Source organism: Streptomyces sp. NPDC059696 (genome assembly GCF_042733745.1).
GTDB lineage: Bacteria > Actinomycetota > Actinomycetes > Streptomycetales > Streptomycetaceae > Streptomyces.
On record NZ_JBHWFG010000013.1, the window covers coordinates 166645 to 188632 of the forward strand.

Sequence of the window (21988 nt, forward strand, 5' to 3'; positions counted from 1 at the left end):
CTCAGACTCCTTCCTTCTGCTTGGCGCCGGCGCCCGAGGTGACGTCGGCGGCTTTCCCGGCGTCGGCGGCTTTCCCGGCGTCGGCGGTCTTCCCGGCTTCCGCGGCTTTCCCGGCGTCGGCGGCTTTCCTGGCGTCGGCGGTCTTCCCGGCGTCCGCGGTTTTCCCGGCGTCGGCGACGAGGGTCGTGGCGCGGTCGCCCGCGTACGCGGCGAGTTCCCGGTAGATCTCGAAGGGGCGGTCCCGGCCGGTGTCGCGCAGCGGGCGCAGCGGGGCGGTCTGGTCCTTGTGGCCCGCGCCGCTCTCCCAGGCGGTGAACGCCTCCCAGTCGGCCCAGCGGCTGACCACGACGTAGGAGCGCGGGTCGCCCAGGGCGTGCAGCAGCTTGTTGCCGAGCAGGCCCGCGGTGCCCGCCATCCGGCGGCTGGCCTCGTGGTAGGCGGGCAGGACCCGGTCGGGGTCGTCGCTCAGGTGGTAGAGCACGACCTCGACGGCACCGCCGGTCACGAGGCGGCGCCGGACAGGGCGGCGACGACGTGCATGGTCGTCATGGAGCCGCCGCTGCGGTACGGGTGCAGTTTCTGACGGTGTTCCAGGTGCCGGTCGCTGGTCTCGAACGCGCGGAACAGCGGCTCGTTCACCCAGTCGCTGACGATGTAGTAGACGCCCTCCTCCTCTGCGCTGCGGGACAGCCACTGCCCGAGGTTGGCGGGGTGGGAGGTGACGGAGTCGCCGACCTCCAGCCACACCTTCTCGAAGTCGTCCTCCATGCCGGGCTTGATCTGCATGCGCAGCGTGACCCGGAAGACCTGGTCGGTGGGTTCGGGCATGTCAGATGCCCCCGTCGACGTTGAGGGTCTCGCCGGTGATGTAGGCGGCGGCGTCGGAGAGCAGGAACAGCACCGGGCCGGCGAGTTCCTCGACGGTGCCGAGGCGGGCCAGGGCGGTCTTCTGGGAGTAGGTGGCGCGCAGTCCGGCGGCGCGCTCGGCGGGCATGTCGGCGAAGGCCTCGGTCTCGATGACGCCGGGGGCGACCACGTTGACGCGGATGCCCTGGGGGCCGAGTTCCTTGGCGAGCGAGCGGGTCAGGCCGATCATGGCGGCCTTGGCGGCGGTGTAGTGGGCGCGCAGCGGTATGCCCGCGGCGGCTCCGCGCGAGCCGATGTTGACCACCGAGGAGCCGGCGCCGAGCAGCGGCAGCGCCTGGTGGATGATCCGGTAGGCGGCGGTGAGGTTGGTGTCGAGGATCCGCGACCACTCGTCGGCGGGCAGCTCCCCGAACGGGATGTGGCTGATCACGCCCGCGTTGTTGACGACGCCGTCGAGCCGTCCGTAGCGGTCCTTGGCCTCGCCGACGAGCCGGTCGACCTCGGCGGTGTCGCCGACGTCCGCGCGGATCACGTGGTGGTCGCCGGCGGTCTCCTTCAGCGCGGCGGTGAGGCTGTCGACGGCCTCGCTGTCCTGCCGGTAGCAGGTGAGGACGTCGGCGCCGGCCCGGGCCGCGGCGAGGACGATCCCCCGGCCGATGCCGCGGGTGCCGCCGGTGACGAGCAGTTTCTGGCCGTGCAGTGCAAGTTCCACTGGGGTTCCCTCCAGGGCTGGGCCGCGGGTCAGACGCAGCCGTCGACGTGGATGTTCTGGCCGGTGACGTAGCCGGCGTGGTCGCTGACGAGGAACAGCACGGCCCGGGCGATGTCGTCGACGGTGCCGAGCCGGCCGAGCGCGGTGAAGGAGGCGAAGGTGGCGCGCTGCCGCTCGGCCTCCTCGGCGGGCAGTTCGTCGAGCGCCTCGGTGGCGATGCGGCCGGGCGAGACGGTGTTGACGCGGATGCCGCGTGGTCCGAGCTCCCGGGCCAGCGAGCGGGTCATGCCGACCAGGGCGGACTTGACGGCGGTGTAGTGGACGCCGCCGGTCATGCCGATGAAGGCGACCGTGGAGCCGATGTTGATCACCGACGAGCCGGCCGACAGCAGCGGCAGGGCGCGCCGGGTGACCAGGTGGGTGGCGGTCAGGTTGCCCTGGAGGGTGGCGGCCCACTCGGCGGGTGAGAGGTCGGCGTAGGGCTGGGGGCGGAACGTCCCGGCGTTGTTGACGACGGCGTCCAGTCCGCCGAGGCTCGCCTCGCACGCGGTGATCAGCCGGTCCACGTCCGTCTCGTCGGCGGCGTCGGCCCGCAGCACCTGGTGCTTGCCGGGGGTGCCGGCGAGTTCCTCCTCCAGGGAGGCGACGGCCTCGCCGGGGGTGCGGTGGCAGGTGACGACGTCGGCACCGGCGCGGGCGGCGGCGAGGACGATGCCCCGGCCGATGCCGCGGCTGCCGCCGGTCACCAGGACGCGCTTGCCCTGGAGTTGGCGGCCGGCCCGGGCGGCGGTCTCCACCTTCGCCTTGATCAGCCGCATCTGGACGGCGGTGTTGCGGTTGAGCCGGGCGGTCATCCCGGCGTCGTCGATCGGGGCGTCGGGCTTCATCGCGAAGTCCTGGATCCAGCGCATCCGTACGCCGCCGGGCACCTCCTCGTACTCCCAGCGGATGTTCATGTACGCGAAGGGGCCGGTCTCGACGCGGCGGGCCTCGACGGTGCGGGTGGCGGGGTCGGGGGTGCGTTCGGAGACCCAGCTCCAGACCGTGCCGTTCTCGTCGGGGTGCAGGGCGAGGCGGAAGGTGACGGTGTCGCCGTCCCGGCCGAGGATCTCGGCGGAGGCGTACTCGCTGAACAGCCGGGGCCAGGCGGCCACGTCGTTGGTCATCGTCCACACCAGGTCCATCGGTGCGTCGACGACGATCGCGTTGTCGGTGTGTCCTGCCATCAGACGCGGGCCTCCGTGAGCCGGGCGCGGACGTAGGCCAGGGCCTCGCGCGGGGTCTGGGTGTGCGCCAGGTCGCCGTCGGGGATCTGGATGCCGTACTCGCGCTCGATGCGGTTGACGAGTTCCAGCAGGGCCAGGGAGTCGTAGCCGAGGTCGGCGAACGCGGTGTCGGCGAAGTGCTCGCCGTCCAGGTCGGTCTCCTCGTCGACCCCGCCGCTCGCGCGCAGGATCCGCCGGATGTCGTCCAGGGTGAACTCCGCCATGGGAAGCCTTTCGTGGGTGGTGTGCGGACTGCGGGTGGGTGGGGGCCGGTCCCCCGCGCCCCTGAGCGGGCTGTGCCCGCGAGGCCGGTCGGCTGCCGGTGAGTCGGTCACCTCCTGAGGGCGTCGCGGTCGCCGGCGCCCACCACCAGCGCGGAGGTGAAGCCGCCGTGCCCGCGGGCCAGGACGAGGGCGGTGCGCGGGTCGGTCTGGCGGGGGCGGTCGAGGACGAGGTCGATCTCGCAGCCGGGGGCCGGGCGGCCGAGTCCCGCGGTGTGCGGGACGACTCCGGCGCTCAGGGCGAGCAGCGCGGTCGCCACGTCCAGTGCGGCGCCGCCCGCGTAGAGGCGTCCGGTGAGGGTCTTCGGCGCGGTCACCGGCACCCCGCCGGGTCCGAAGACCTCGGTGAGCGCGCGGGCTTCGGCGAGGTCCTCGGCCGGTGTGCCGGAGGCGTCGGCGAAGACCACGTCGACGTCGCCCGGGGCGAGCCCGGCGTCGGCGAGGGCCCGCCGCACGACGGACACCAGCACGGAGTGCCGCGTGGTGGTGCCGTCCGCGGCGGGGTCGAAACCGGCGGCGTAGCCGAGGAGTTCGCCGTACGCCGGGACACCGCGGGCCGTGGCCGCCTCGGCGCTCTCGACGACGAGGATGGCCCCGCCCTCCCCCGGGACGTAGCCGGAGGCGGCCGCGTCGAAGGGCAGGTAGGCGCGGGCCGGGTCGTCCTCGGTGGACAGCCGGCCGGTGGACAGCTGCGCCACCAGGCCGTACGGGCACAGCGAGGCGTCGGTGCCGCCGCTGAGCACGAGACGGGAGCCGGTGTCGAGCAGCCGGCGGGACTGGCCGAGGGCGTCGAGGCCGCCGGCCTGCTCGCCGCAGATGACCCCGCAGGGGCCGCGCATGCCGTGCCGGATGGAGACCTGGCCGGTGGTGGCCGCGTAGAACCAGGCGATGGACTGGTAGGCGCCGACCCAGGAGGAGCCCTTCTGGTAGAGGTTCTCCATCTCGTGCTGGCCGAACTCGGTGCCGCCCGAGGAGCTGGCGGTCACCACCGCCATCTCGTACTCCGGCAGGGTCGCCGGGTCGGCGGCGGCGTCCGCGAGGGCGTCCTCGGCGGCGGCCAGCGCGAAGTGGGTGAAGCGGTCGGTCTGCGGGACGAGCCGGCCCGGCACCTGTCCACGGGCCTGGAATCCGGGGACCTCGCCCGCCACGCGCACGGGGTAGCCGGTCGGGTCGAAGCGGGTGATGCGGCCCAGGCCGCTCTTGCCCGAGAGCACCGACTCCCAGTGCCGGGCGGCGCCGATCCCGGTGGGCGCGACCACGCCGAGCCCCGTGACCACGGACCGGCCGCGCCGGCCGGGGCGTATGCCGGAGGCGCTCATGCCGCCTCCCCGTGGGCGAGGGCGGGCCGGCCGAGGACCATCGCCGTCTGGAAGCCGCCGAAGCCGCTGCCGACGCTGAGGACCCGGTCCATGCGGTGCTCGCGGGCCGTCACCGGCACGTAGTCGAGGTCGCACTCCGGGTCGGGCGTGGACAGGTTGGCCGTCGGCGGGACGACCTGGTGGCGCAGGGCGAGGGCGCAGGCGGCGATCTCCAGGGAGCCGATGGCGCCGAGCGAGTGCCCGATCATCGACTTGATGGAGCTGACCGGCACCTCGTGGGCCCGCTGCCCGAGGCTGCGCTTGAAGGCGGCGGTCTCGTGCCGGTCGTTCTGCTTGGTGCCCGAGCCGTGCGCGTTGATGTAGTCGATGGCCCCGGGGTCGAGCCGCGCCCGGTCCAGCGCGACCCGGACGGCCTCGGCCATCTCCCGGCCGTCGGGCTTGAGTCCGGTCATGTGGAAGGCGTTGCTGCGGCCGGCGAAGCCGAGGATCTCGGCGTACACGGTGGCGCCGCGGCGCCTGGCGGACTCCAGCTCCTCGATCACCATGACGGCGGAGCCCTCGCCCAGGACGAAGCCGTCGCGTTGCCCGTCGAAGGGCCGGGAGGCGTGCTCGGGGTCGTCGTTGTTGGCGGTGGTGGCCTTGATGGCGTCGAAGCAGGCGGAGGTGATCGGCGACAGCGGGGCGTCGGTGGCGCCGGCGAGCACGATGTCGGCGCTTCCCTCCTCGATCAGCTGGACGCCGTGGCCGATGGCGTCCAGGCCCGACGTGCAGCCGGTGGAGATCAGCGCGACCGGCCCCTCGGCACCCGCCTGGCGGGCCACCTCGACGGCGAGGGTGCTGGGCACCATGTAGCCGTACAGGTGGGGGACGCCGTAGCTGTGGTCGACGAGCCAGTCGCGGCCGCCGTCGGAGAGGACGGCGTACTCCTCCTCCAGGCCCATGGTGCAGCCGACGGCGCTGCCGATACTGACGCCCACCCGCTCCGGGTCGGTGCCGGGCAGGTCGATGCCGCTGTCGGCGACGGCCTCCCGGGCGGCGACGACCGCGAACTGGCCGGCCCGGTCCATCCGCCGGGCCTCCTGGGGGGTGAGCCCCGCGGCGAGCGGGTCGAAGTCGCACTCGGCGGCGACCCGGGAGCGGAACCCCGCCGGGTCGAACAGGCTGATGCGGCGGGTGGCGGTGCGACCGGCGGTGAGCAGGTCCCAGTAGGCGTCCCGCCCGATCCCGCCGGGCGCGACGGCTCCCACGCCGGTGATCACCGCGCGGCGGGGTCCGGACGTCATCGGGCCGCTCCCACATCGGGGTTGCCCGCGGACGCGTCGAGCGGCTGCTCGGTGTCGATGTGGCCCAGTTCGGGGCGGGGCGCGAGCGGGGAGAGGTGGAAGACCGCCTCGGCCGGCACGGACCCGGTGTTCACCAGGCGGTGGCGGACCCCGATGGGCACCAGCAGCGAGTCGCCGGGCCCGAGGGCGACCGGGGTGCCGCCGTCCAGCGTCATCTCCAGCCGGCCCTGGACGACGTGCAGGAACTCCTCGGAGTACGGGTGGAGGTGCTCGGTGACGTGGTGGCCGGGGGCCAGCCGCAGCACTCCGCCGAAGCCCGAGGTGCAGCCCACGGTCTTGGGGCTGAGCGTGACGCGGATGTCGCCGCCGCGCTTGGTGTTGGCGGCGACCTCGCCCGCGGAGACCTTGGTGGTGGCGGGGGCGCTCATCGGGCACCGCCCAGGTTCGCCGAACGCGGGGCGCTGGTTCGCGGGCCCTCCTGGGGCGTCCAGGAGTAGAAGGGGACGGCCATGGCGTCCTTGGGCTCGCGCCAGTCGGGGTCGTAGGGCGAGATGAACTGGCCGAGCCGGGTGTTGATCTCCTCGTAGAGCGGGTGGCTGCGCGCCTTGTACAGGTTCGGCGCGATGTCCTGGTCGGCCTCCACCAGGTGGAAGTACAGGTTGTGGAACGCGAACAGGGTCCGCCTCGACACCCCCACCAGATGCGGCAGTTCGGTGCTGTCCGAATCGGCGAAGACCTGCGCGACGCCCTCGGCGTCGGCGAGGTCCATCCTCGCCACGATCAGCGTTCGGTGCACGATGTCCTCCCGGCTTGTCGGTGCTGTGTTCACCCTGGTCGGCGGGGGTCGAGACGCTCTCGAAGGCGCCTGGAGAACCGCTGGCGCGGCACGAGCCGGTGGCGGACAGCACGACGGCCCGCCGCACCCGGGGGGTGTGGCGGGCCGTGCGGGCTGTCCTGTCAGCGGCGGACGTCGGCCTTCATCAGGGTGACGCCGGTGCCGACGACGCCGGCGCCGACCAGCCGGCCGTTCGGTACGTCGCCCGCGGGCGCGCCCCGCGACAGCAGGATCAGGGCCTGCCGGGTGAGGCGGGGCACGGAGTACAGCAGCCGGGCGTCCGGCGTCAGGTGCTCCTGCACGAGGTGGACGTCGACGAGGTATTCGAGGAGGGTCTCGGCGTCCCCGATGCCGGGGCGCAGCCGGGTCACCACCTCGTCGAGGCTCCACCGGGGGCGTTCGCGCTGAAGCAGCAGGTGCAGCAACTCCCGTGACGGGGCGGACAGATGCCGGTGGCTGGCGGCCACCGTGGTCATCAGCGACTGGGTGCCGTCGGGGAGTTCGAGCAGCATCCGGGGGTTGCCGCGCAGCCGCAGCGCCAGCCGGGCCGCCGACCAGCCGGGCCGTGCGGTGAGCCGGCCGGCCACCGCCCTGATCGCCAGGGGCAGTCCCTCGCACAGCCCCGTCAGCTCCTGCACGGCCGTGGGGTCCTCCTGCCGGGAGCGTTCCCCGGCGACCCGGTCGTAGAGCTGGAGGGACTCCTCCGGGGACAGGGCGGGCAGGACGATCTTGCGGCCGGTGGAGAGGCTGTGCGCCCGGTAGCGGTTGGTGGCGATCACCGCGCAGCCGGATCCGCCGGGCAGGACGGCCCGGATCTGGGAGGCGGTGAGGGCGTCGTCGACCACGACGAGCACCCTGCGGTCGGCGGTCCAGGTGCGGAAGAGCCTGCTGAGCTCGTCGAGCCCGCTGGGCTGTTTCTCGCGCTGGATGCCGCAGGCGGTCAGGCACGCCGACAGCACGTCGGCGAGTTGCTGGGCGCCCTCCCCGACGGCGGACAGGTCGATGAAGAGCTGCCCGTCCGGGAAGCGCGGGCGCAGCCGGTGCGCGGCGCGCACGGCGAAGGCGCTCTTGCCGACACCGGGCGGGCCGTGCACCTCGACCACCCGCATGCCGGTGCTGGGCCGGTCCGCGCCGAGGAAGGTCTCCAGCTGGTCGAGTTCGCGTTCCCGCCCGACGAAGTCACCGGTGTCGGCAGGCAGTTGGGCCGGGCCGGGTCCGAGCCGGCGTCCGCCGGCCACGGACTCGGCCTTGGCCGGGGCCGGTCCCCTGAGATGGCCGCGGTCGGCGAGCACCTCCTGGTGGAGGCGCTGGAGCTGCGCGGAGGGCTCCAGTCCGAGTTCCTCGACGAGATGGCTGCGCAGGGTGCGGAAGGTGTTGAGGGCGTCCGGGCGGCGGCCGCAGCGGTGCAGGGCCCGCATCAGCTGCCCGGCGAACGCCTCGTGGGTGGGGTGGGCGCGGAAGGCCTCGGACAGTTCGTCCAGGACGGCGTGGTGGCGGCCGAGTGCGAGCTCCAAGGAGAAACGTTGCTCCAGGACGCTCTTGCGGCGTTCCTCCAGCTGGGTCGACCAGGCCGAGAGCCGGCGTCCGGTGCTGACGTCGACCAGGGCTCCGCCGTGCCACAAGGAGAGGGCCGTCTTGAGGGTGAGGGCCGCCTCCTCCTCCCCGGCGCCGGTGCGCAGTTGCGCCATGCCCTGTTCGGTGAGCTGGTCGAACCGGTAGGCGTCCACCGACTGCTTGTCGTCCAGCCTCAGTTCGTAGCCGCCCACCCTGGTCAGGATGGCGGGGCAGCCGTGCGGTGGGCGGGAACCGAAGGCCGCGCCGTGTTGTCCGGTGGCCAGAAGCAGTCTGCGGCGCAGTTGATAAATGTAGGTTTGCAAGGTGGTCAGCGCGCTGAGCGGTGGGTGGTCCTCCCACAGTTCCTCGCACAGCTGGTCCACGCTGACCAGCGAGTTGGCATTGAGCACCAGCAGGGCCAGCACCTGACGCAGCTTGGGGGCCGACGGTGTGACGTCCTCCCCGTTCCTGCGTATTCGCATGGAGCCCAGCAGACCGATCTCTATCACTGCATTCCCCCTGAGTGAGCCGCCTGTGTGGGGGGCGGCCATCGGCTTTTCACCTTCCTGCGTCACTCAATTTTCAGCGAAGCACCGAACACTCGAAGGGGCCGGATAAATTACCCACCCTTTACTGAGAGAATTGCGCTCCGCCGGAAAAGAAGTTGAAACCAGCAATACCCCTGCGCGCAACACTGGCGAAACCGGAAACCGAATACCACATTCTCGTTCCTCGCCTTCCCCGCATCCTATGCTTCGCGCACATGGATGACAAGGTGCACATTTTTGCGCGGTTGTGTGCGCAGGGGCGCCCGCCCCGGCTCACACGTCCAGCTCGACTCCGTACTCCGCGAGCCATGTGTTCAGCTGGAGCACCATCTCCATGCTCGCCCGTTCCACCCAGGCGAAGGCACCGCTGGGGGCCGCCGCCGCGCCCAGCGCCACCCGGGTCGCCTCGGCGTCCAGCAGCGGGGCGACCGGCGCCGTCCGGTCCCCGGCCACCTCCCCGAAGCGGTGCCGGACGAACTCCCCGTACGCGGCCTCCTGGACGGTCGGGTAGGCGCTCTTGGGCCGGTTGAGCACCGGCTCCGGCAGCAGATCGGCGACCGCGGCCCGCAGCAGGCTCTTCTCCTGGCCGTCCACCCGCTTCCACTCGGCCGGCACGTTGTAGACGTACTCCACCAGCGCCCGGTCGCAGAACGGCGGGCGCAGCTGCACCCCGTGCGCCATGCTCATCCGGTCGGCCCGGTCCAGATGGGTCGGGGCCCACCGGGTCAGCGCCAGATAGGTCACCTCACGCGCCCTGCGCTCGGCCGGTGTCTCCCCGGCCACCTGCGGGACCTCGGTGAGCGCGTCGCGGTAGTGCTGGTCGGCGTACTCCATGAAGTCCAGCTCCTTGCGGAGCGTACGGTCCACCAGCGAGCAGCCGAGACCGCCCGCGGCCGCGTCGTGCCCGCGCTCGAAGGAGACCCAGGGGAAGGTCGTGGAGTTGCTGTGGGCCGGGTCGTACGCCCAGAAGTAGCCGTTGAACACCTCGTCGGCGGTCTCCCCCGAGAGCACCGCCGTGATGCCCGCGCCGCGCAGCGCCTCGAAGAACAGCAGCAGCGAGACGTCCATGTCGCCGAGCGGCGAGGGCGCGTCCTGGCTGCGCAGGGCGGCGGCGTGCGTCCCCGGGTCGGCGAGCGCCGCCGTGTCCAGCAGGATCTCGGTGTGTTCGGTTCCGATGTGTTCGGCCGCGAGCGCCGCGTAGGGGGCGTCCGGCGTGGCGCGCATCGTCGGATGCGGCTCGAAGTTCTCCGCGTAGCCGGAGAAGTTCACCGAGAACGACCGGAGCCGGCCGCCCTCGGCCCGCCGCTCCCGGGCGGCGAGCGCGGTCAGCGCGCTGGAGTCGATCCCCCCGGACAGCATCGCGCCGACCGGCACGTCCGCCCGCAGATGGGTGGCGACCGCCTCCGCCAGCAGCCGGCGCACGGTGGCGACGGTGGTCTCCAGGCTGTCGGTGTGCGGTCGGGCGGGCAGCGACCAGTAGCGACGGTGCCCCGTGCCCGGCGCCCGCACGGTCATCGTGTGGCCGGGCAGCACCTCACGCGTGCCCCGGAACACCCCGGTGCCCGGCTTGCGGCTGTGCGCGAACAGCTCCCGCAGCCCGTCGGCGTCGACCACCGGCCGGACCGCCGGGTGCGCCAGCAGCGCCTTGGGCTCGGAGCCGAAGACCACACCCGACGGCGTCAGGAAGTAACACAGCGGCTTCACCCCCAACCGGTCGCGGACCAGCAGCAGTTCCTGCCTGCGTACGTCCCACACGGCCAGGGCGAACAGGCCCTCCAGCCGCTCCGGGAACGCCGCACCCCACTCCAGGTAGGCGCACAGCGCCACCTCCGCGTCGTCGTCCCCGGTGAACCGGTGCCCCTTCGCGGCCAGTTCGCGGCGCAGCTCCACCCGGTTGGTGACGCTTCCGTCCAGGGTCAGCACCGCCACCGGGCCGCCGGACTCCGCCTCCACGAGGGCCGGCCCGCCCGTGCGCCCGGAGCCGTTCAGGGCGAGGTGCCGGTGGGCCAGCGCGGCATGGCCCTCGATCCACTCGCCGGAGCCGTCCGGCCCGCGGTGTGCGAGCGCCGCCGCCATCGCCCGTACGGTGGGCGCCTCCGGTGTCAGGTCCCGCTCGAAGTCCACCCAGCCGGCGATTCCGCTCATCGTGGCGTCCTTTCGGTCTCCGCGTGTGATGCGTGCGAGGCGTGTGATGCGTGCGAGGGGGCTGCGCTGTTCTCCTCCGGGGCGCCGGTGAGGAGGGTGACCTCCACCAGGGACAGCCCGTGCCGGGCGACCGCCTCCCGGAACTCGCCCAGTGCGGGCGCCCCTTCGCCGCGCACCGCGATGCCGAGCCGGCGCGGGGCCTCCTCCCCGTAGCGGCGGTACAGCTCCAGATAGCCGCGCGCGGTGCGCTCCGCGTCGTCGACCAGCGCGAACCGCACCGGCAGCCGCCGGCCCCGCCAGGTGAGCTCGCCCGGCGAGCCGCCCGTGAAGTTGTGCCGCCAGCCGCTGCCCGTCGCCACCACCAGCGCGCCGTCGAGCGAGTGCACCCCGGCGGGCACGGTGTACGGCCGTCCGCTGTGGCGTCCCGTGAAGTGCAGCAGCGCGAGCCGCTCGGCCACCGGGCCCGGCTCGGGGCGGGACAGCAGCTCCCGCATCCGGGCATCGGCCGCCGCCCGTTCCGGGCCCTCCGGCAGATGCCGTACGACGACGGGGCTCATGACAGCACCACCGCGGCGGCGGTCAGCGCGCAGCCCGCGATCGCGAGGACGGTGCGCACCAGGTGCCAGCCGCGCCAGGCCGGGCGGGGGTCCCGCCAGCCCGGGCCCAGGTCCTCGGGCCGGGTCCGCTTGACCCTCCGGTTGATCGGCACGTTCCGGGTCTGCGACACCACGGCCACCCCCGCCATGCACAGCGCGGCGACCGCGAACAGCACCCGGGGACCGCCCGAGGCCCGCACCGCGAACCCCACGTCCACGGCCGTCGAGCCGGTGACGATGAACGGCATGATCCGGTCGTAGCGTCTGCCCAGCAGGATGTGGGTGGACACGTAGCGCTCCGGGGACATCGCGACCAGTGCGGGCATCACGCTCACCGCGACCGCGAAGAGCACCCCCGCCACCAGCCCGGTGCCCGTCAGCACCAGCACACTCAAAGCCTCCACCACCGCTTTCGCCCTCCTTCGAGCCGTGCGACGTCCCTCTGGCCTCGCGCTGTCCTCCCTGCCAGGCCCGAACCTGTCAGCCGCCCCTCGCACGACACTCGAATCCGCCTGGGAGCACGCGGCCTTGCGTGCGTTCCGCTCACCCGCGCCGCGAGCCCACCTCGAGGCGCGGGGTGTTGCATCGGCCCGCCGAACCGAACGCAATCCACACCCTTCGAGGAGCCGGTATGGCGGACGAGACGACCGAAGTACTCATCGTGGGCGGCAGCATGGTGGGGCTCGCCCAGGCCCTCTTCCTCGCCCGGCAGGGCATCCGGCCGCTGCTGGTGGAGCGGCACGCGGAGATCTCGGCACACCCCAGGGCGCAGGCCGCGAGCCCCCGGACCATGGAGCTGCTGCGGGCGCTGGGCCTGGAGGAGGCGGTACGGGCACGGGAGAACCCGCACGCCCAGTACGGCGACATCCTCCAGGCCGAGTCGCTGACGGGGAAGGAACTCGGGCGGTTCGACGGGCCGTTCCGCTTCGACCGGCACGAGGTCGGCACCACCGGCTGGACCCTGATCGGGCAGGACCGTCTCGAGCCGGTGCTGCGGGAGCGGGCCGAGCAGCTCGGCGCGGACATCCGGTTCGCCACCGAGATGACGGAGTTCACCCAGGACGCGGACGGCGTCACGGCGGTGCTGCGCGGTACGGACGGCGGCGCCGAACGGACCGTGCGCGCACGGTACTTGATCGCCGCCGACGGTTCGCGTGCGCCGATCCGCACCTCCCTCGGCATCGGCCACCACGGGCCGGGGGTGTTCGGCGGGCAGATGAACGTCGTCTTCCACGCCGACCTCGACCCGTACGTCGCGGGGCGCACCTTCTTCCTCTGCTTCGTCAGCAACCCGACCGTCAAGGGGGTACTCGGCAAGCTCGGTGGCGCGGACTCCGACCGCTGGGTGCTCGCGCCGAGCCTGCCGCCGGGGGCCGACCACCGCGGCTTCGGCACCGAGGAATGCGTGGAGCTGGTGCGGGCCGCGGTGGGGGTGCCCGATCTGCCGGTGACGGTGGAGTCCGCGACGAGCTGGGAGATCGCCGCCTGGGTGGCCGACCGGTTCCGCTCCGGACGCGTGCTGCTGGCGGGCGACTGCGCGCATGTCATGCCGCCCACCGGGGGGTTCGGCGGCAACATGGGCATCCAGGACGCGCACAACCTGGCCTGGAAGCTCGCGCGGGTGCTGCGCGGGCAGGCGGGTCCCGGGCTGCTGGACACCTATGAGCAGGAGCGGGCGCCGGTCGCGGAGTTCACCGTCGACCAGGGCGTGATCCGCTACCTCCAGCGCAGTGGCCTCGACGAGGCGGCCGCGGCGCGGCACCGGCCGGAGAGCACGGTGCTGTTCGGGCACGTGTACCGGTCGGACGCGGTGCTGCGTGAGGCCGGTGACGACGACACGGCCGTCGTCGAGGACCCGACGGCCCCCAGCGGCCGTCCCGGCACGCGCGCTGCGCATCTTCCCCTGGTGCGCGAGGGCAAGGACGTCGCCCTGCACGATCTCCTCGACGGTGACTTCTGGCTGCTCGCCGGTCCGGACGGCACGGACTGGGAGGAGCCGGCGGTCGAGCTCGGTCTGTCCTTCCACCGGGTGGGGGCGCTGGAGTCTGCCGAGGTCGTCGAGCGTTTCCTCGGCCGGTACGGCGTTCAGGGGGGCGGGGCGGTGCTGGTCCGGCCGGACGGGTTCATCGCGTGGCGTTGTGAGGGGGCGGTGGGGGACCCTGCCGGGTCGCTGACGGCGGTGCTCGATGCGGTGTTGCGGCGTGCGTGAGCGTTCTGTTCGGGTGGGGCGGGGTGTCGGGCGACTGCGGGCCGGTGGGGGCAGCTCGCGCCGTTCCCCGCGCCCCTTCGGGCGCGCTGCGCGCCTAGAGGGTCGTCGGATGGCTGCGGCGCCGTCGCGGCCGGTCGCGCCGTTCCCCGCGCCCCTTCAGGCGCGCTGCGCGCCTAGGGGGTCGTCGGGTGGCTGCGGCGCCGTCGCGGCCGGTCGCGCCGTTCCCCGCGCCCCTTCGGGCGCGCTGCGCGCCTAGAGGGTCGTCGGATGGCTGCGGCGCCGTCGTGGCCGCTCGCGCCGTTCTCCGCGCCCCTTCGGGCGCGCTGCGCGCGCCATGAAGCGGCCGCGGTGCTCCTGTCGGAGTACCGCGGCCGTCGCGTGCTCCCAGGGGCGCCGGGAACTGCGCGAGCGGGCACCACCGGCCCGCAGCCGCCCGGCAACCCCTCGGACGCCCCCTTGGGCGCCTAGACCCGGTCCAGAATTCCCCGCAACGCCGCGATCGCCGCCTGGTCGACAGACCCAGTGCGGCCCGCCGTCGTGCGCCAGCCCACGAACCCGTCGGGCCGTACCAGGACCGCGCCGCCGGCCGGCAGTCCGTACCGCCGGCGGAAGGACCCGTCCTGGTCCCACAGCCGCGTGCCCCGTCCGATCCGCACGACCTTCAGCGCGACGCCGAGCCGTTCGGCCTCCTTCTCCACCGCCCCGGTCCAGCGGCCCGCCGCCTCGTCCACGAGCAGGGTGAACCCGTCGCCGTACAGGTCGGTGACCGGCACCGGTCCCTCGGGCCCGTCGAGTCGGACGTGCGGGGCCCGCGCGCCGGGCCGGGCGCCGGGGTGCTCGGGGTCCTCCAGGATCGCGTCGGGCGCCCCGTCCTCCGCCGCGAACGCGCCGGAGCGGTAGCAGTACCCGAACGTCATGGTCGTCTCGTCGACCAGTTCCGCGGCGACCTCCTGGTACTGCTTGCCCTCACGGACCGCGAACCGCAGCATGGCCTGCCGTACGGTCTCCTCGGCCACCGGCCGCCGCTCGGCGTCGTAGCTCTCCAGCAGCCCGGGGCCGGCCGTGCCGTCGAGCACCAGGGCCAGCTTCCAGGCCAGGTTGTACGCGTCCTGGATGCCGGTGCTGGCGCCGAACGCGCCGGTGGGCGGCATCACATGGGCGGCGTCCCCGGCGACGAACACCCGGCGGGTGGCGAAGGTGTCCGCCACGCGCGCGGAGATGTCCCACGCGGGCATGTCCACCGACTCGATCTTCAGCGGCAGGTCGGGCACCCCGACCGCGGCGCGCACCAGGGCGGTGCACCGCTCCTCGGTGAAGTCCTCGGCGCGCTGGCCCTGTTCGGGGAAGTAGGAGACGTTGATGACCCAGCGGCGGTCGTTGTCGATGGGGATGATCGTGCCGCGCACCTCGGGGTTGTTGACGTACGCCGCGATGATCCGGCGGCCGCGCAGCGCCTCGGTCAGGTCGGCCTCGAAGAAGAAGCTGACGAGGTGGGTGATGGTGCCGCGGCCGTGCGCGCCGATGCCCAGCATCTCGCGCAGCGGGCTGCGGCTGCCGTCCGCCGCGATCACGTACCGCGCCCGGATCTGCGAACGCTTGCCGGTGGACCGGTCGGTGACGTGGGCCAGCACCCCGCCCCCGTCCTCCTCGTACTCCTCGAGCGCGTCGACCCGGGTGGAGAAGCGGACGTCCGCCCCGGCCTCGACGGCCCGCTCCCGCAGGATCGGCTCCAGCTGGTTCTGGTCGATCAGTGTCCACTGGGTGGGACTGATCCGGCCGATGTCCTCCGGTGAGGCGCTGGGCATCCGGACGCGTTCCTTGCCGGCGAGGCTCTCGACGTGCACCAGGTCGGTGTTGCCGGAGATGGGGGAACGCCCGGCCCGGACCCGCTCCTCCATGCCGACCGCGCGGTACAGCTCCATCGTGCGCGGGTTGATGGCCCGGGCCTTGGGGTGGGTGGAGGTGTCCGGGTGGCGTTCGACGAGGGTGGCGGTGACGCCGTGGTGGGCGAGGAAGACGGCCGCGGACAGTCCGGTCAGTCCGCCCCCGACGATGAGGACGGGGGTGGTGTGCGGCGTCATGCTGCCTCCTTGTGGGCGGTGACCAGGGTGTGGGTGCCGAGCAGGGGCTGTGCGTCGCCGTCGGTGAATCCGGCCCCGCGCAGCCAGGACCGGCAGTCCGCGATCCGGTACTCGGAGCCGTCGGGGCTGACCAGCCGCATGTGCAGGCTGCTGAGCAGCCGCTCCGGGTCGCTGCGGTCGTCGTCGATCATCCGGTCGTAGACGAGGACCGTGCCGCCGGGCCGCACCGCCTCGAAGACCCGGCCGAGCAGCTCGCGCCGCCGGGTGGTGTCGAAGCCGTGCAGGATGTGGCCGAGGACGACGACGTCGGCCGGCGGGATCGGGTCGGTGAAGAAGTCGCCGCCGGCGAAGGCGATCCGGCCGGTCAGGCCGAGGTCCTGGACGTGCTCGGTGAACAGCGGCCGGGTGCGCTCCAGGTCGAAGCAGGTCGCCTTCAGGTGCGGGTGCGCCCGCACCAGGACGGCCGCGAGGTTTCCGCGGGCGCCGCCGAGGTCGACGAAGGAGGCGTGGCGGTCCCAGTCGAGCCGCCGGGCGATCTCGGCGCCCATCCGGTCGCTGTAGGCGTCGAGTCCGGCGAGGAACCGCTTCATCTTGGCGGGGTCCTTGTGCCGGTCCCCGACGAAACCGCCCTTGTCCGGGTCGAGGTGCTGCGGCTCGCCGGAGCGCATCGCCTCGGTGAGCCGGCCCCAGGTGCCGTACAGGGTCTCGTTGGTGAGTTCGACGAAGCCGCCGAGGTACGAGGAGGAGCCGGGCACCAGATAGGCCTGCGCCAGCGGGGAGTTGCGGTAGCCGTCGTCCGTGCGCTCCAGCAGACCGAGCCCGGCCAGCGCGTCCAGGAAGTCGGGGACCATCCGGTGGTGCGTCCCGGTGCGGCGGGCCACTTCCGCGGCGTCGGCGGGGCCTTCGGCCAGCGCCCCGAACACGCCGAGGGTCACGGCGCTGTGCAGCACCTTGGCGGCGCAGTCGGCGATGGTCAGCCGGATCAGTGGTCCGGGGTCGACCGCCGGAGCCGTCTGCGGGTCTTCGGTCGTTGTCACACGAGCCTCCTGGTCTGCCTCTGCCGGGTCTTCGGCCTGCGTCGTGCGGCTGTGCTGTGCGGTGCGATGCAGTGCCGACGATGGTCGCGGGCCGTCGATTCGGGCTCGAAGGGCGCTGAAGGGCGGCCGGGGCCGGGCGCGCACAGGTGAGCCGCCGTCCCCTGCGGGACGGCGGCTCTTCGGCGAGCGGTGACGGGGAGGTGTTCAGTGCTCCTCGGCGGCCCTCTCGTGTTCCTGGTGGCCCTCGCCGTGGTCCTCGCCGTGGTGCCCGCCGCGCAGCGGCAGGTTCTTCATCGTCAGGGCGGCCAGCAGCCCCAGCAGAAGGACCGGTACGGCGGTGAGGAACACGGGGGTGAGCGCGGCGGCGTACGCCTGTTCCACGGCGTTGCGCACGGGCTCGGTGAGCCGGTCCAGGGTCTCGGTGGAGGACAGCGCGTCGTGGTCGATGCCGCGCAGCGCGCCCGGCGGGGTCCGGTCGGCGATCTCGTCGGTGAGCCGGTTGTAGAAGATCGAGGCGAACAGGGAGATGCCGATGGTGGTGCCCAGTTGCCGGGCGAAGGCCACGGTGGCGTGGACCGCGCCGATGGCGTCGCGGGGTGCGGTGTTCTGCGCGGCCATGGTGAGGACCTGCATGTTCAGTCCGGCGGCGATGCCGAAGACCAGCATGTACGCGATGACCACGAGGCGGGGGGTGCCGGTGTCCATGGTGGCCAGCAGCAGCGCCCCCGCGATGCCGACGGCCATGCTGAGCACGGGGTACCACTTGTAGCGCCCCGTCTTGGTGATCGCCGCTCCGCTGACGACGGAGGAGGCGACCAGGCCGAACATCATGGGCAGCAGCACCACGCCGGACATGGTCGGGCTGGCGCCGGTGACCACCTGGATGTAGATCGCCAGGAAGTTCACCGCGCCGAGGAAGACGATGCCCGCCGCGACGCTCACCAGCACGCTGACGGTGAAGGTGGAGTCGCGGAAGAGGTGCAGCGGGATGACGGGTTCGGGGGCGCGGCGCTCGGCGGCGACGAACGCCACGGCGAGCAGCACCGCTCCCGCGGCGAGCCCGAGGATCCGCCAGTCCAGCCAGTCGTACTTCACCCCGCCCCAGCTCGCGGCCAGGGTGAGGGAGACGATGGCGGCGCTGAGCAGGACGAAGCCGGTGTAGTCGATCTTCGCGACGCGGTCGGCGCGGGGCAGGTGCAGGCAGGTGGAGACCAGCACCAGGACGACGATGCCGACGGGCAGGTTGATCAGGAAGACCCAGTGCCAGCTCAGCAGGTCGGTGAGAGCACCGCCGACGGCGGGCCCGGCCAGCGCCGCGAGGGCGAAGACGATGCCGAAGAGGTTGAAGTACTTGGCGGCCTCACGCGGGTTGAACAGCTCGCCGATGATGGCGAGCACGGAGACGAAGAGGCCGCCGGCGCCGATGCCCTGCACGGTGCGGAACAGGATGAGCTGGTCCATGGACTGGGCGGCGCCGCTCAGCGCGGAGCCGGCCAGGAACACCGTGACGGAGATCAGGAAGATCTTCTTGCGGCCGAAGAGGTCGCCGAGCTTGCCGTAGACGGGCGTGGTGACGCTGGCGGCGATGATGTACGCGGTCGTCACCCAGGCGAAGACGTCGAGACCGCCGAGGTCCCCGACGATGCGGGGCAGCGCGGTGGCGACGATCTGTGAGTCCAGCATGGCCAGGAAGACGGCCAGCAGGCAGGCGGTGATGACGGGTTTGATCCGGGTCTGGGGAGGGGCGGCGGCGGTGAGCGGGCCGTCTGCCCCTGTGGTCCGGGAGGGCACGGTGAGTCGCCTTTCGGGCTGGAGTGGGTGCCATCCCCGTCCCGCGGGCCGTGGTCGGCCGGCGTCGCTTGCGGTGTGGGATCCGTCAGGGGATTGCTGTGGATGTGCGCCGTACGGCACGAGTGCTGCTCGTGCCGTACGGCGAGTGGCCGGTCCCGAACGGGGGACATCGTGACCGGCCACGCCGATCAGGAGGCGGTGGGTCGCCGGTCCCGCGTCAGGGGACGAGGACGACCTTGCCGAGCTGGGCCCGGGCCTCCATGAGTTCGTGCGCCTTGACGGCCTCGTCGAGGCCGAGCCGCTCGTGCACGATCGGGCGCACCTTGCCGGCGGCGATCATGTCGAGCAGGTCGCGCTGGCCCGCGGCGATGGCCTCGGGCTTGTTGTAGAGCATGGCGTACAGGGCGAAGCCGGCCACGGTCTTCATCCGGCTGAGCATCAGCGGGTGGATGGGCTGGATGTCGCCGCTGGCCGAGCCGTAGAAGACCAGCCGGCCGAACTGGGCGGTCAGGGCGATGGACTTGGTGAGGATGTCCCCGCCGACGGTTTCCAGGACGACGTCCACGCCCTGGCCGTCGGTCGCGGCCCGGACCTGGTCGTCCCAGTCGTCGTCGGTGTAGTTGACGGTGACGTCGGCGCCGAGGTCGCGGACGAAGTCCAGCTTGGCCTGGGTGCTCGCGGTGGCGATGACCTTGCCGGCGCCCATCGCCTTGGCGATCTGCACGGCGAGGTGGCCGACGCCCCCGGAGGCGGCGTCGATCAGGATCGACTCCCCGGCTCTGAACTGACCGGCCTCCTTGATGGCGTGGTACGCCGTCTGGGCGGGGCTCGGGAGCAGGGTGGCCTCGGCCGCGTCCATGGTCTCCGGGATGGTGATGGCCCAGGCGGCGTCGGCGGTCACGTAGTCGGCGTAGGCGCTGTGGTCGACGTCGACGACGATGCGGTCCCCGACGCTCAGGTGGGTGACGCCTTCGCCGAGGGCCTCGACGATGCCGGCGACATCGCCGCCGGGGGCGCCGGGCAGCGTGGCGTGGCCGCCGATCGGGATGCCCTGGCGGCGCTGGACCTCGGCGAACGTGACGCCGACGGCCTCGGAGCGGATCAGCACTTCGCCCGGTCCGGGCTGCGGCTTCTCCGCCTCTTCGACACGCAGCACCGAGGGGGCGCCGTGCTCGTAGTGGCGGACGATTCGCATGGTGTTCTCCCAACTAGGAGGTGTTGTCGAGCCGCGGGATGTCCTCACGCGGCTCCGCCCAGGGATCCGGGTTGCATGGTGTGGGTCAATTACATGCCATCATGCATGCACTTGTCAATCGCACATCAGTGATTGAATGCACGACATGAGGGGGTGTCAGGGGACGAGCACCACACGGCCGAGCTGGGAGCGCGACTCCATCAGCTCGTGCGCGGCCGCCGCGTCCTTCAGCGGCAGCTCGGCGTGGACGACGGGACGGACCGTGCCGGAGCCGACCATGTCCAGCAGCTCCCGGGCGCCCGCGGCCATCGCGTCCGGCTTGCCGCCCATCACGCCCCACATGCTGAAGCCCATGACGATGCGGTTGTCGAAGATGTCGGCGATGTCGAGGGCCGGCAGCTCGCCGCCCGCCGCGCCGTAGACCACCGTCCGGCCGAACGGGGCGGTCAGGGCGATGGACTTGGTGAGGATGTCGCCGCCGACGGTCTCCAGGACGGCGTCCACGCCCCGGCCGCCGGTCGCGGCACGCACCTTCTCGTCCCAGCCGTCCTCGCCGTAGTCGACGGTGACGTCGGCGCCGAGCGAGGCGGCGAAGGACAGCTTCTGCGCCCCGCGGGCGGCGGCGATGACCTGGCCCGCGCCGAGTGCCTTGGCCATCTGGACCAGCAGGTGCCCGATGCCGCCCGCGGCGGCGGTGATCAGCACGGTCTCGCCGGGCTGGAGCTTCGCCGCCGTGACGATCACGTGGTAGGCGGTCTGGCCCGGGATGGGCAGCGAGGTGGCCTGGCCGGGGTCGATGCCCTCGGGGACGGCGAACAGCCAGTCGGCCTGGGTGACGACGTACTCGGCGTACCCGTCGGTGGCGACGCCGGTGACCACGCGGTCACCGACCTTCACCTGGTCGACGCCCTCACCGAGCTGCTCGACGACACCGGCGACGTCACCGCCCGGCGAACCCGGCAGCGTGGCGGGGCCGCCGACCGGGATGCCCTGACGGCGCTGGCACTCGGCGAAGTTGACCCCGACCGCCTCGGCGCGGATCAGCACCTGGCCGGGGCCGGGGGTGGGCTTCTCGGCCTCTTCGAGCCGCAGCACCGAGGGGGCACCGAACTCGTGGTGTCGGACGATACGCATGGACGTACTCCTTCTTTCTTTCTCGTTCGTTCGTGGGCGTGCACGGCGGGGCGACGCCCCGCCGTGCACGACGGGTTTCACAGGGGGGAGGGAGCGGGCCGGATCAGGCCCGGGTCAGTTCGACGAGTGAGCGCACCGGGCCCAGGTCGACCACGCGGCGCAGGGCGAGCCCGGCATCGGCCGCCAGCTCGCGCAGTTGCTCGGAGGTGCGCATCCGCCCGCCCAGGTAGATGAGCATCCGCAGGTCCAGATCCGTCTGGTCGGTCTGCACGTCGAGGAGGCCTTCGAGGACCATGACCCGCCCGCCCGGACGGACGGCCTCGGCGCAGCGCCGGAGGATCTCGGCGGCCCGGTCGTCGGGCCAGTTGAGCAGCACGTTGGACAGCAGGTACACGTCGCCGCCGGCGGGCAGCGGGTCGAAGAAGCTGCCGACCACGGCGCGGCAGCGCTCCTGGAGGCCGGCGTCCGCGAAGTCCCGCTCGGCCGCCGCCGCGGGCGCCTGGAGGTCGAGCAGGGTGCCGCGCGCGCCCGGGGTGGCGTCGACCACCGCCGCGAGCAGATCACCGCTGCCGCCGCCGACGTCCACGACGTGCCGGACGGACTGCCAGTCGCCCTTGGCCAGCAGCTCGGGGACCACCCAGCGCATGCCGGCCGCCATCCGCCGGGCGAAGGCCTCCGCGAGCGCCCCGTCCGCCTCGACGTCCGTCCAGAACTCCTGCCCGTACAGCGCGGAGTAGACGGGACCGCCGGTGCGCACGGCGTCGAGCAGGCGGAACACCGCGGCCTCGCCCCGGCCGGTCGGGCCGTCCAGACGGAGCCAGTCGCGGCCCGACTGCGGGACGTCGCCCCGCAGCAGGACGCCCAGTTCCGTCGGTTCGTAGCCCCCGCCCGGGAGCGGGCGGTAGATCCCGGCGTTGACCAGGTGACCGAGGAGACGCCGCAGCGCGGTCGCGTCCACGTTCACCTCCCGGGCCAGCGCCTCGGCCGTGACCGCGCCGGCGGCCATGTGGTCCGAGAGGCCGAGGGTGGCGGCCACCCTGATGGCCATGGGCGTGATCAGGTCGCTCTTGTCCAATAACTCCTGCGACCAGGGGGGATTGCTCACGGTGTTCCTCTCACGGTGTGGGGGGTGGGGA

Annotated in this window: 20 protein-coding genes and 1 pseudogene; 1 reads left to right on the top strand and 20 read right to left on the bottom strand. The window is 73.0% G+C overall.

What is annotated here, in order from left to right:
• Position 1: 1 nt before the first annotated feature.
• The 14 genes and pseudogenes from ACFV20_RS16950 to ACFV20_RS17015 all read right to left on the bottom strand — a co-directional run bounded on the left by ACFV20_RS16950 (position 2) and on the right by ACFV20_RS17015 (position 11812).
• Entirely contained in the window at positions 2-505 is a 504-nt protein-coding gene (locus ACFV20_RS16950; protein WP_385657220.1) for an antibiotic biosynthesis monooxygenase family protein, read from the bottom strand.
• A complete protein-coding gene (locus ACFV20_RS16955; protein ID WP_385657223.1) occupies positions 502-828 on the bottom strand; it encodes an antibiotic biosynthesis monooxygenase family protein in 327 nt (108 codons plus the stop codon). Before ACFV20_RS16955 ends, ACFV20_RS16950 begins: the two co-directional genes overlap by 4 nt.
• 1 nt (position 829) lies before the next feature.
• Positions 830-1579, bottom strand: coding sequence for an SDR family NAD(P)-dependent oxidoreductase (locus ACFV20_RS16960; RefSeq protein ID WP_385657226.1), 750 nt, complete (start codon positions 1577-1579; stop codon positions 830-832).
• Between the two features lie 29 nt (positions 1580-1608).
• A complete protein-coding gene (locus ACFV20_RS16965) occupies positions 1609-2376 on the bottom strand; it encodes an SDR family NAD(P)-dependent oxidoreductase (RefSeq protein ID WP_385657276.1) in 768 nt (255 codons plus the stop codon).
• Positions 2359-2805: pseudogene (locus ACFV20_RS16970) on the bottom strand (SRPBCC family protein); the annotation flags it as partial. The pseudogene ACFV20_RS16970 and the gene ACFV20_RS16965, both read right to left, overlap by 18 nt.
• Positions 2805-3068 (bottom strand): acyl carrier protein, encoded by a 264-nt coding sequence (locus tag ACFV20_RS16975; protein WP_385657229.1) that lies wholly within the window; start codon positions 3066-3068, stop codon positions 2805-2807. The gene ACFV20_RS16975 and the pseudogene ACFV20_RS16970, both read right to left, overlap by 1 nt.
• Positions 3069-3175: 107 nt before the next feature.
• Positions 3176-4444: a ketosynthase chain-length factor gene (locus ACFV20_RS16980; RefSeq protein ID WP_385657231.1), complete on the bottom strand. Its 1269-nt coding sequence runs from the start codon at positions 4442-4444 to the stop codon at positions 3176-3178.
• Entirely contained in the window at positions 4441-5727 is a 1287-nt protein-coding gene (locus ACFV20_RS16985; protein ID WP_385657234.1) for a beta-ketoacyl-[acyl-carrier-protein] synthase family protein, read from the bottom strand. The genes ACFV20_RS16980 and ACFV20_RS16985 overlap by 4 nt, the downstream gene beginning before the upstream one ends.
• Positions 5724-6155 (bottom strand): cupin domain-containing protein, encoded by a 432-nt coding sequence (locus ACFV20_RS16990; protein WP_385657237.1) that lies wholly within the window; start codon positions 6153-6155, stop codon positions 5724-5726. Before ACFV20_RS16990 ends, ACFV20_RS16985 begins: the two co-directional genes overlap by 4 nt.
• Positions 6152-6523 carry a TcmI family type II polyketide cyclase gene (locus ACFV20_RS16995; RefSeq protein WP_385657240.1) on the bottom strand — a complete coding sequence of 124 codons (372 nt, stop codon included), beginning with the start codon at positions 6521-6523 and terminating at the stop codon, positions 6152-6154. Before ACFV20_RS16995 ends, ACFV20_RS16990 begins: the two co-directional genes overlap by 4 nt.
• Before the next feature lie 161 nt (positions 6524-6684).
• Positions 6685-8625 (bottom strand): BTAD domain-containing putative transcriptional regulator, encoded by a 1941-nt coding sequence (locus tag ACFV20_RS17000; RefSeq protein WP_385657243.1) that lies wholly within the window; start codon positions 8623-8625, stop codon positions 6685-6687.
• Positions 8626-8937: 312 nt separating this feature from the next.
• Positions 8938-10809: an asparagine synthase (glutamine-hydrolyzing) gene (gene asnB / locus ACFV20_RS17005; protein WP_385657244.1), complete on the bottom strand. Its 1872-nt coding sequence runs from the start codon at positions 10807-10809 to the stop codon at positions 8938-8940.
• Positions 10806-11366, bottom strand: a complete 561-nt coding sequence (locus ACFV20_RS17010) for a hypothetical protein (RefSeq protein ID WP_385657247.1) — start codon at positions 11364-11366, stop codon at positions 10806-10808. Before ACFV20_RS17010 ends, asnB begins: the two co-directional genes overlap by 4 nt.
• Entirely contained in the window at positions 11363-11812 is a 450-nt protein-coding gene (locus ACFV20_RS17015; protein ID WP_385657248.1) for a DUF1772 domain-containing protein, read from the bottom strand. Before ACFV20_RS17015 ends, ACFV20_RS17010 begins: the two co-directional genes overlap by 4 nt.
• Before the next feature lie 224 nt (positions 11813-12036).
• On the opposite strand from ACFV20_RS17015, the gene ACFV20_RS17020 reads away from it, so the two are divergent.
• Entirely contained in the window at positions 12037-13614 is a 1578-nt protein-coding gene (locus ACFV20_RS17020; RefSeq protein WP_385657251.1) for an FAD-dependent monooxygenase, read from the top strand.
• A 464-nt stretch (positions 13615-14078) separates the two neighbouring features.
• Here the strand turns inward: ACFV20_RS17020 and ACFV20_RS17025 are convergent, their stop codons facing one another.
• The 6 genes from ACFV20_RS17025 to ACFV20_RS17050 form a co-directional block, all read right to left on the bottom strand.
• The gene (locus tag ACFV20_RS17025; protein WP_385657253.1) at positions 14079-15695 is read right to left on the bottom strand and encodes an FAD-dependent oxidoreductase; all 1617 of its coding nucleotides are present in this window, start codon (positions 15693-15695) and stop codon (positions 14079-14081) included.
• Positions 15692-16732, bottom strand: a complete 1041-nt coding sequence (locus ACFV20_RS17030; protein WP_385657256.1) for a methyltransferase — start codon at positions 16730-16732, stop codon at positions 15692-15694. The genes ACFV20_RS17025 and ACFV20_RS17030 overlap by 4 nt, the downstream gene beginning before the upstream one ends.
• A gap of 204 nt (positions 16733-16936) precedes the next feature.
• Positions 16937-18706: an MDR family MFS transporter gene (locus tag ACFV20_RS17035; protein WP_385657259.1), complete on the bottom strand. Its 1770-nt coding sequence runs from the start codon at positions 18704-18706 to the stop codon at positions 16937-16939.
• A 34-nt stretch (positions 18707-18740) separates the two neighbouring features.
• The gene (locus ACFV20_RS17040; protein WP_385657262.1) at positions 18741-19718 is read right to left on the bottom strand and encodes a zinc-binding alcohol dehydrogenase family protein; all 978 of its coding nucleotides are present in this window, start codon (positions 19716-19718) and stop codon (positions 18741-18743) included.
• 156 nt (positions 19719-19874) lie between these two features.
• Positions 19875-20852 (bottom strand): zinc-binding alcohol dehydrogenase family protein, encoded by a 978-nt coding sequence (locus tag ACFV20_RS17045; protein ID WP_385657264.1) that lies wholly within the window; start codon positions 20850-20852, stop codon positions 19875-19877.
• Positions 20853-20955: 103 nt separating this feature from the next.
• On the bottom strand, positions 20956-21927 hold the full coding sequence (locus tag ACFV20_RS17050) for a methyltransferase (protein WP_385657266.1): 972 nt from the start codon (positions 21925-21927) through the stop codon (positions 20956-20958).
• Positions 21928-21988: the final 61 nt, after the last annotated feature.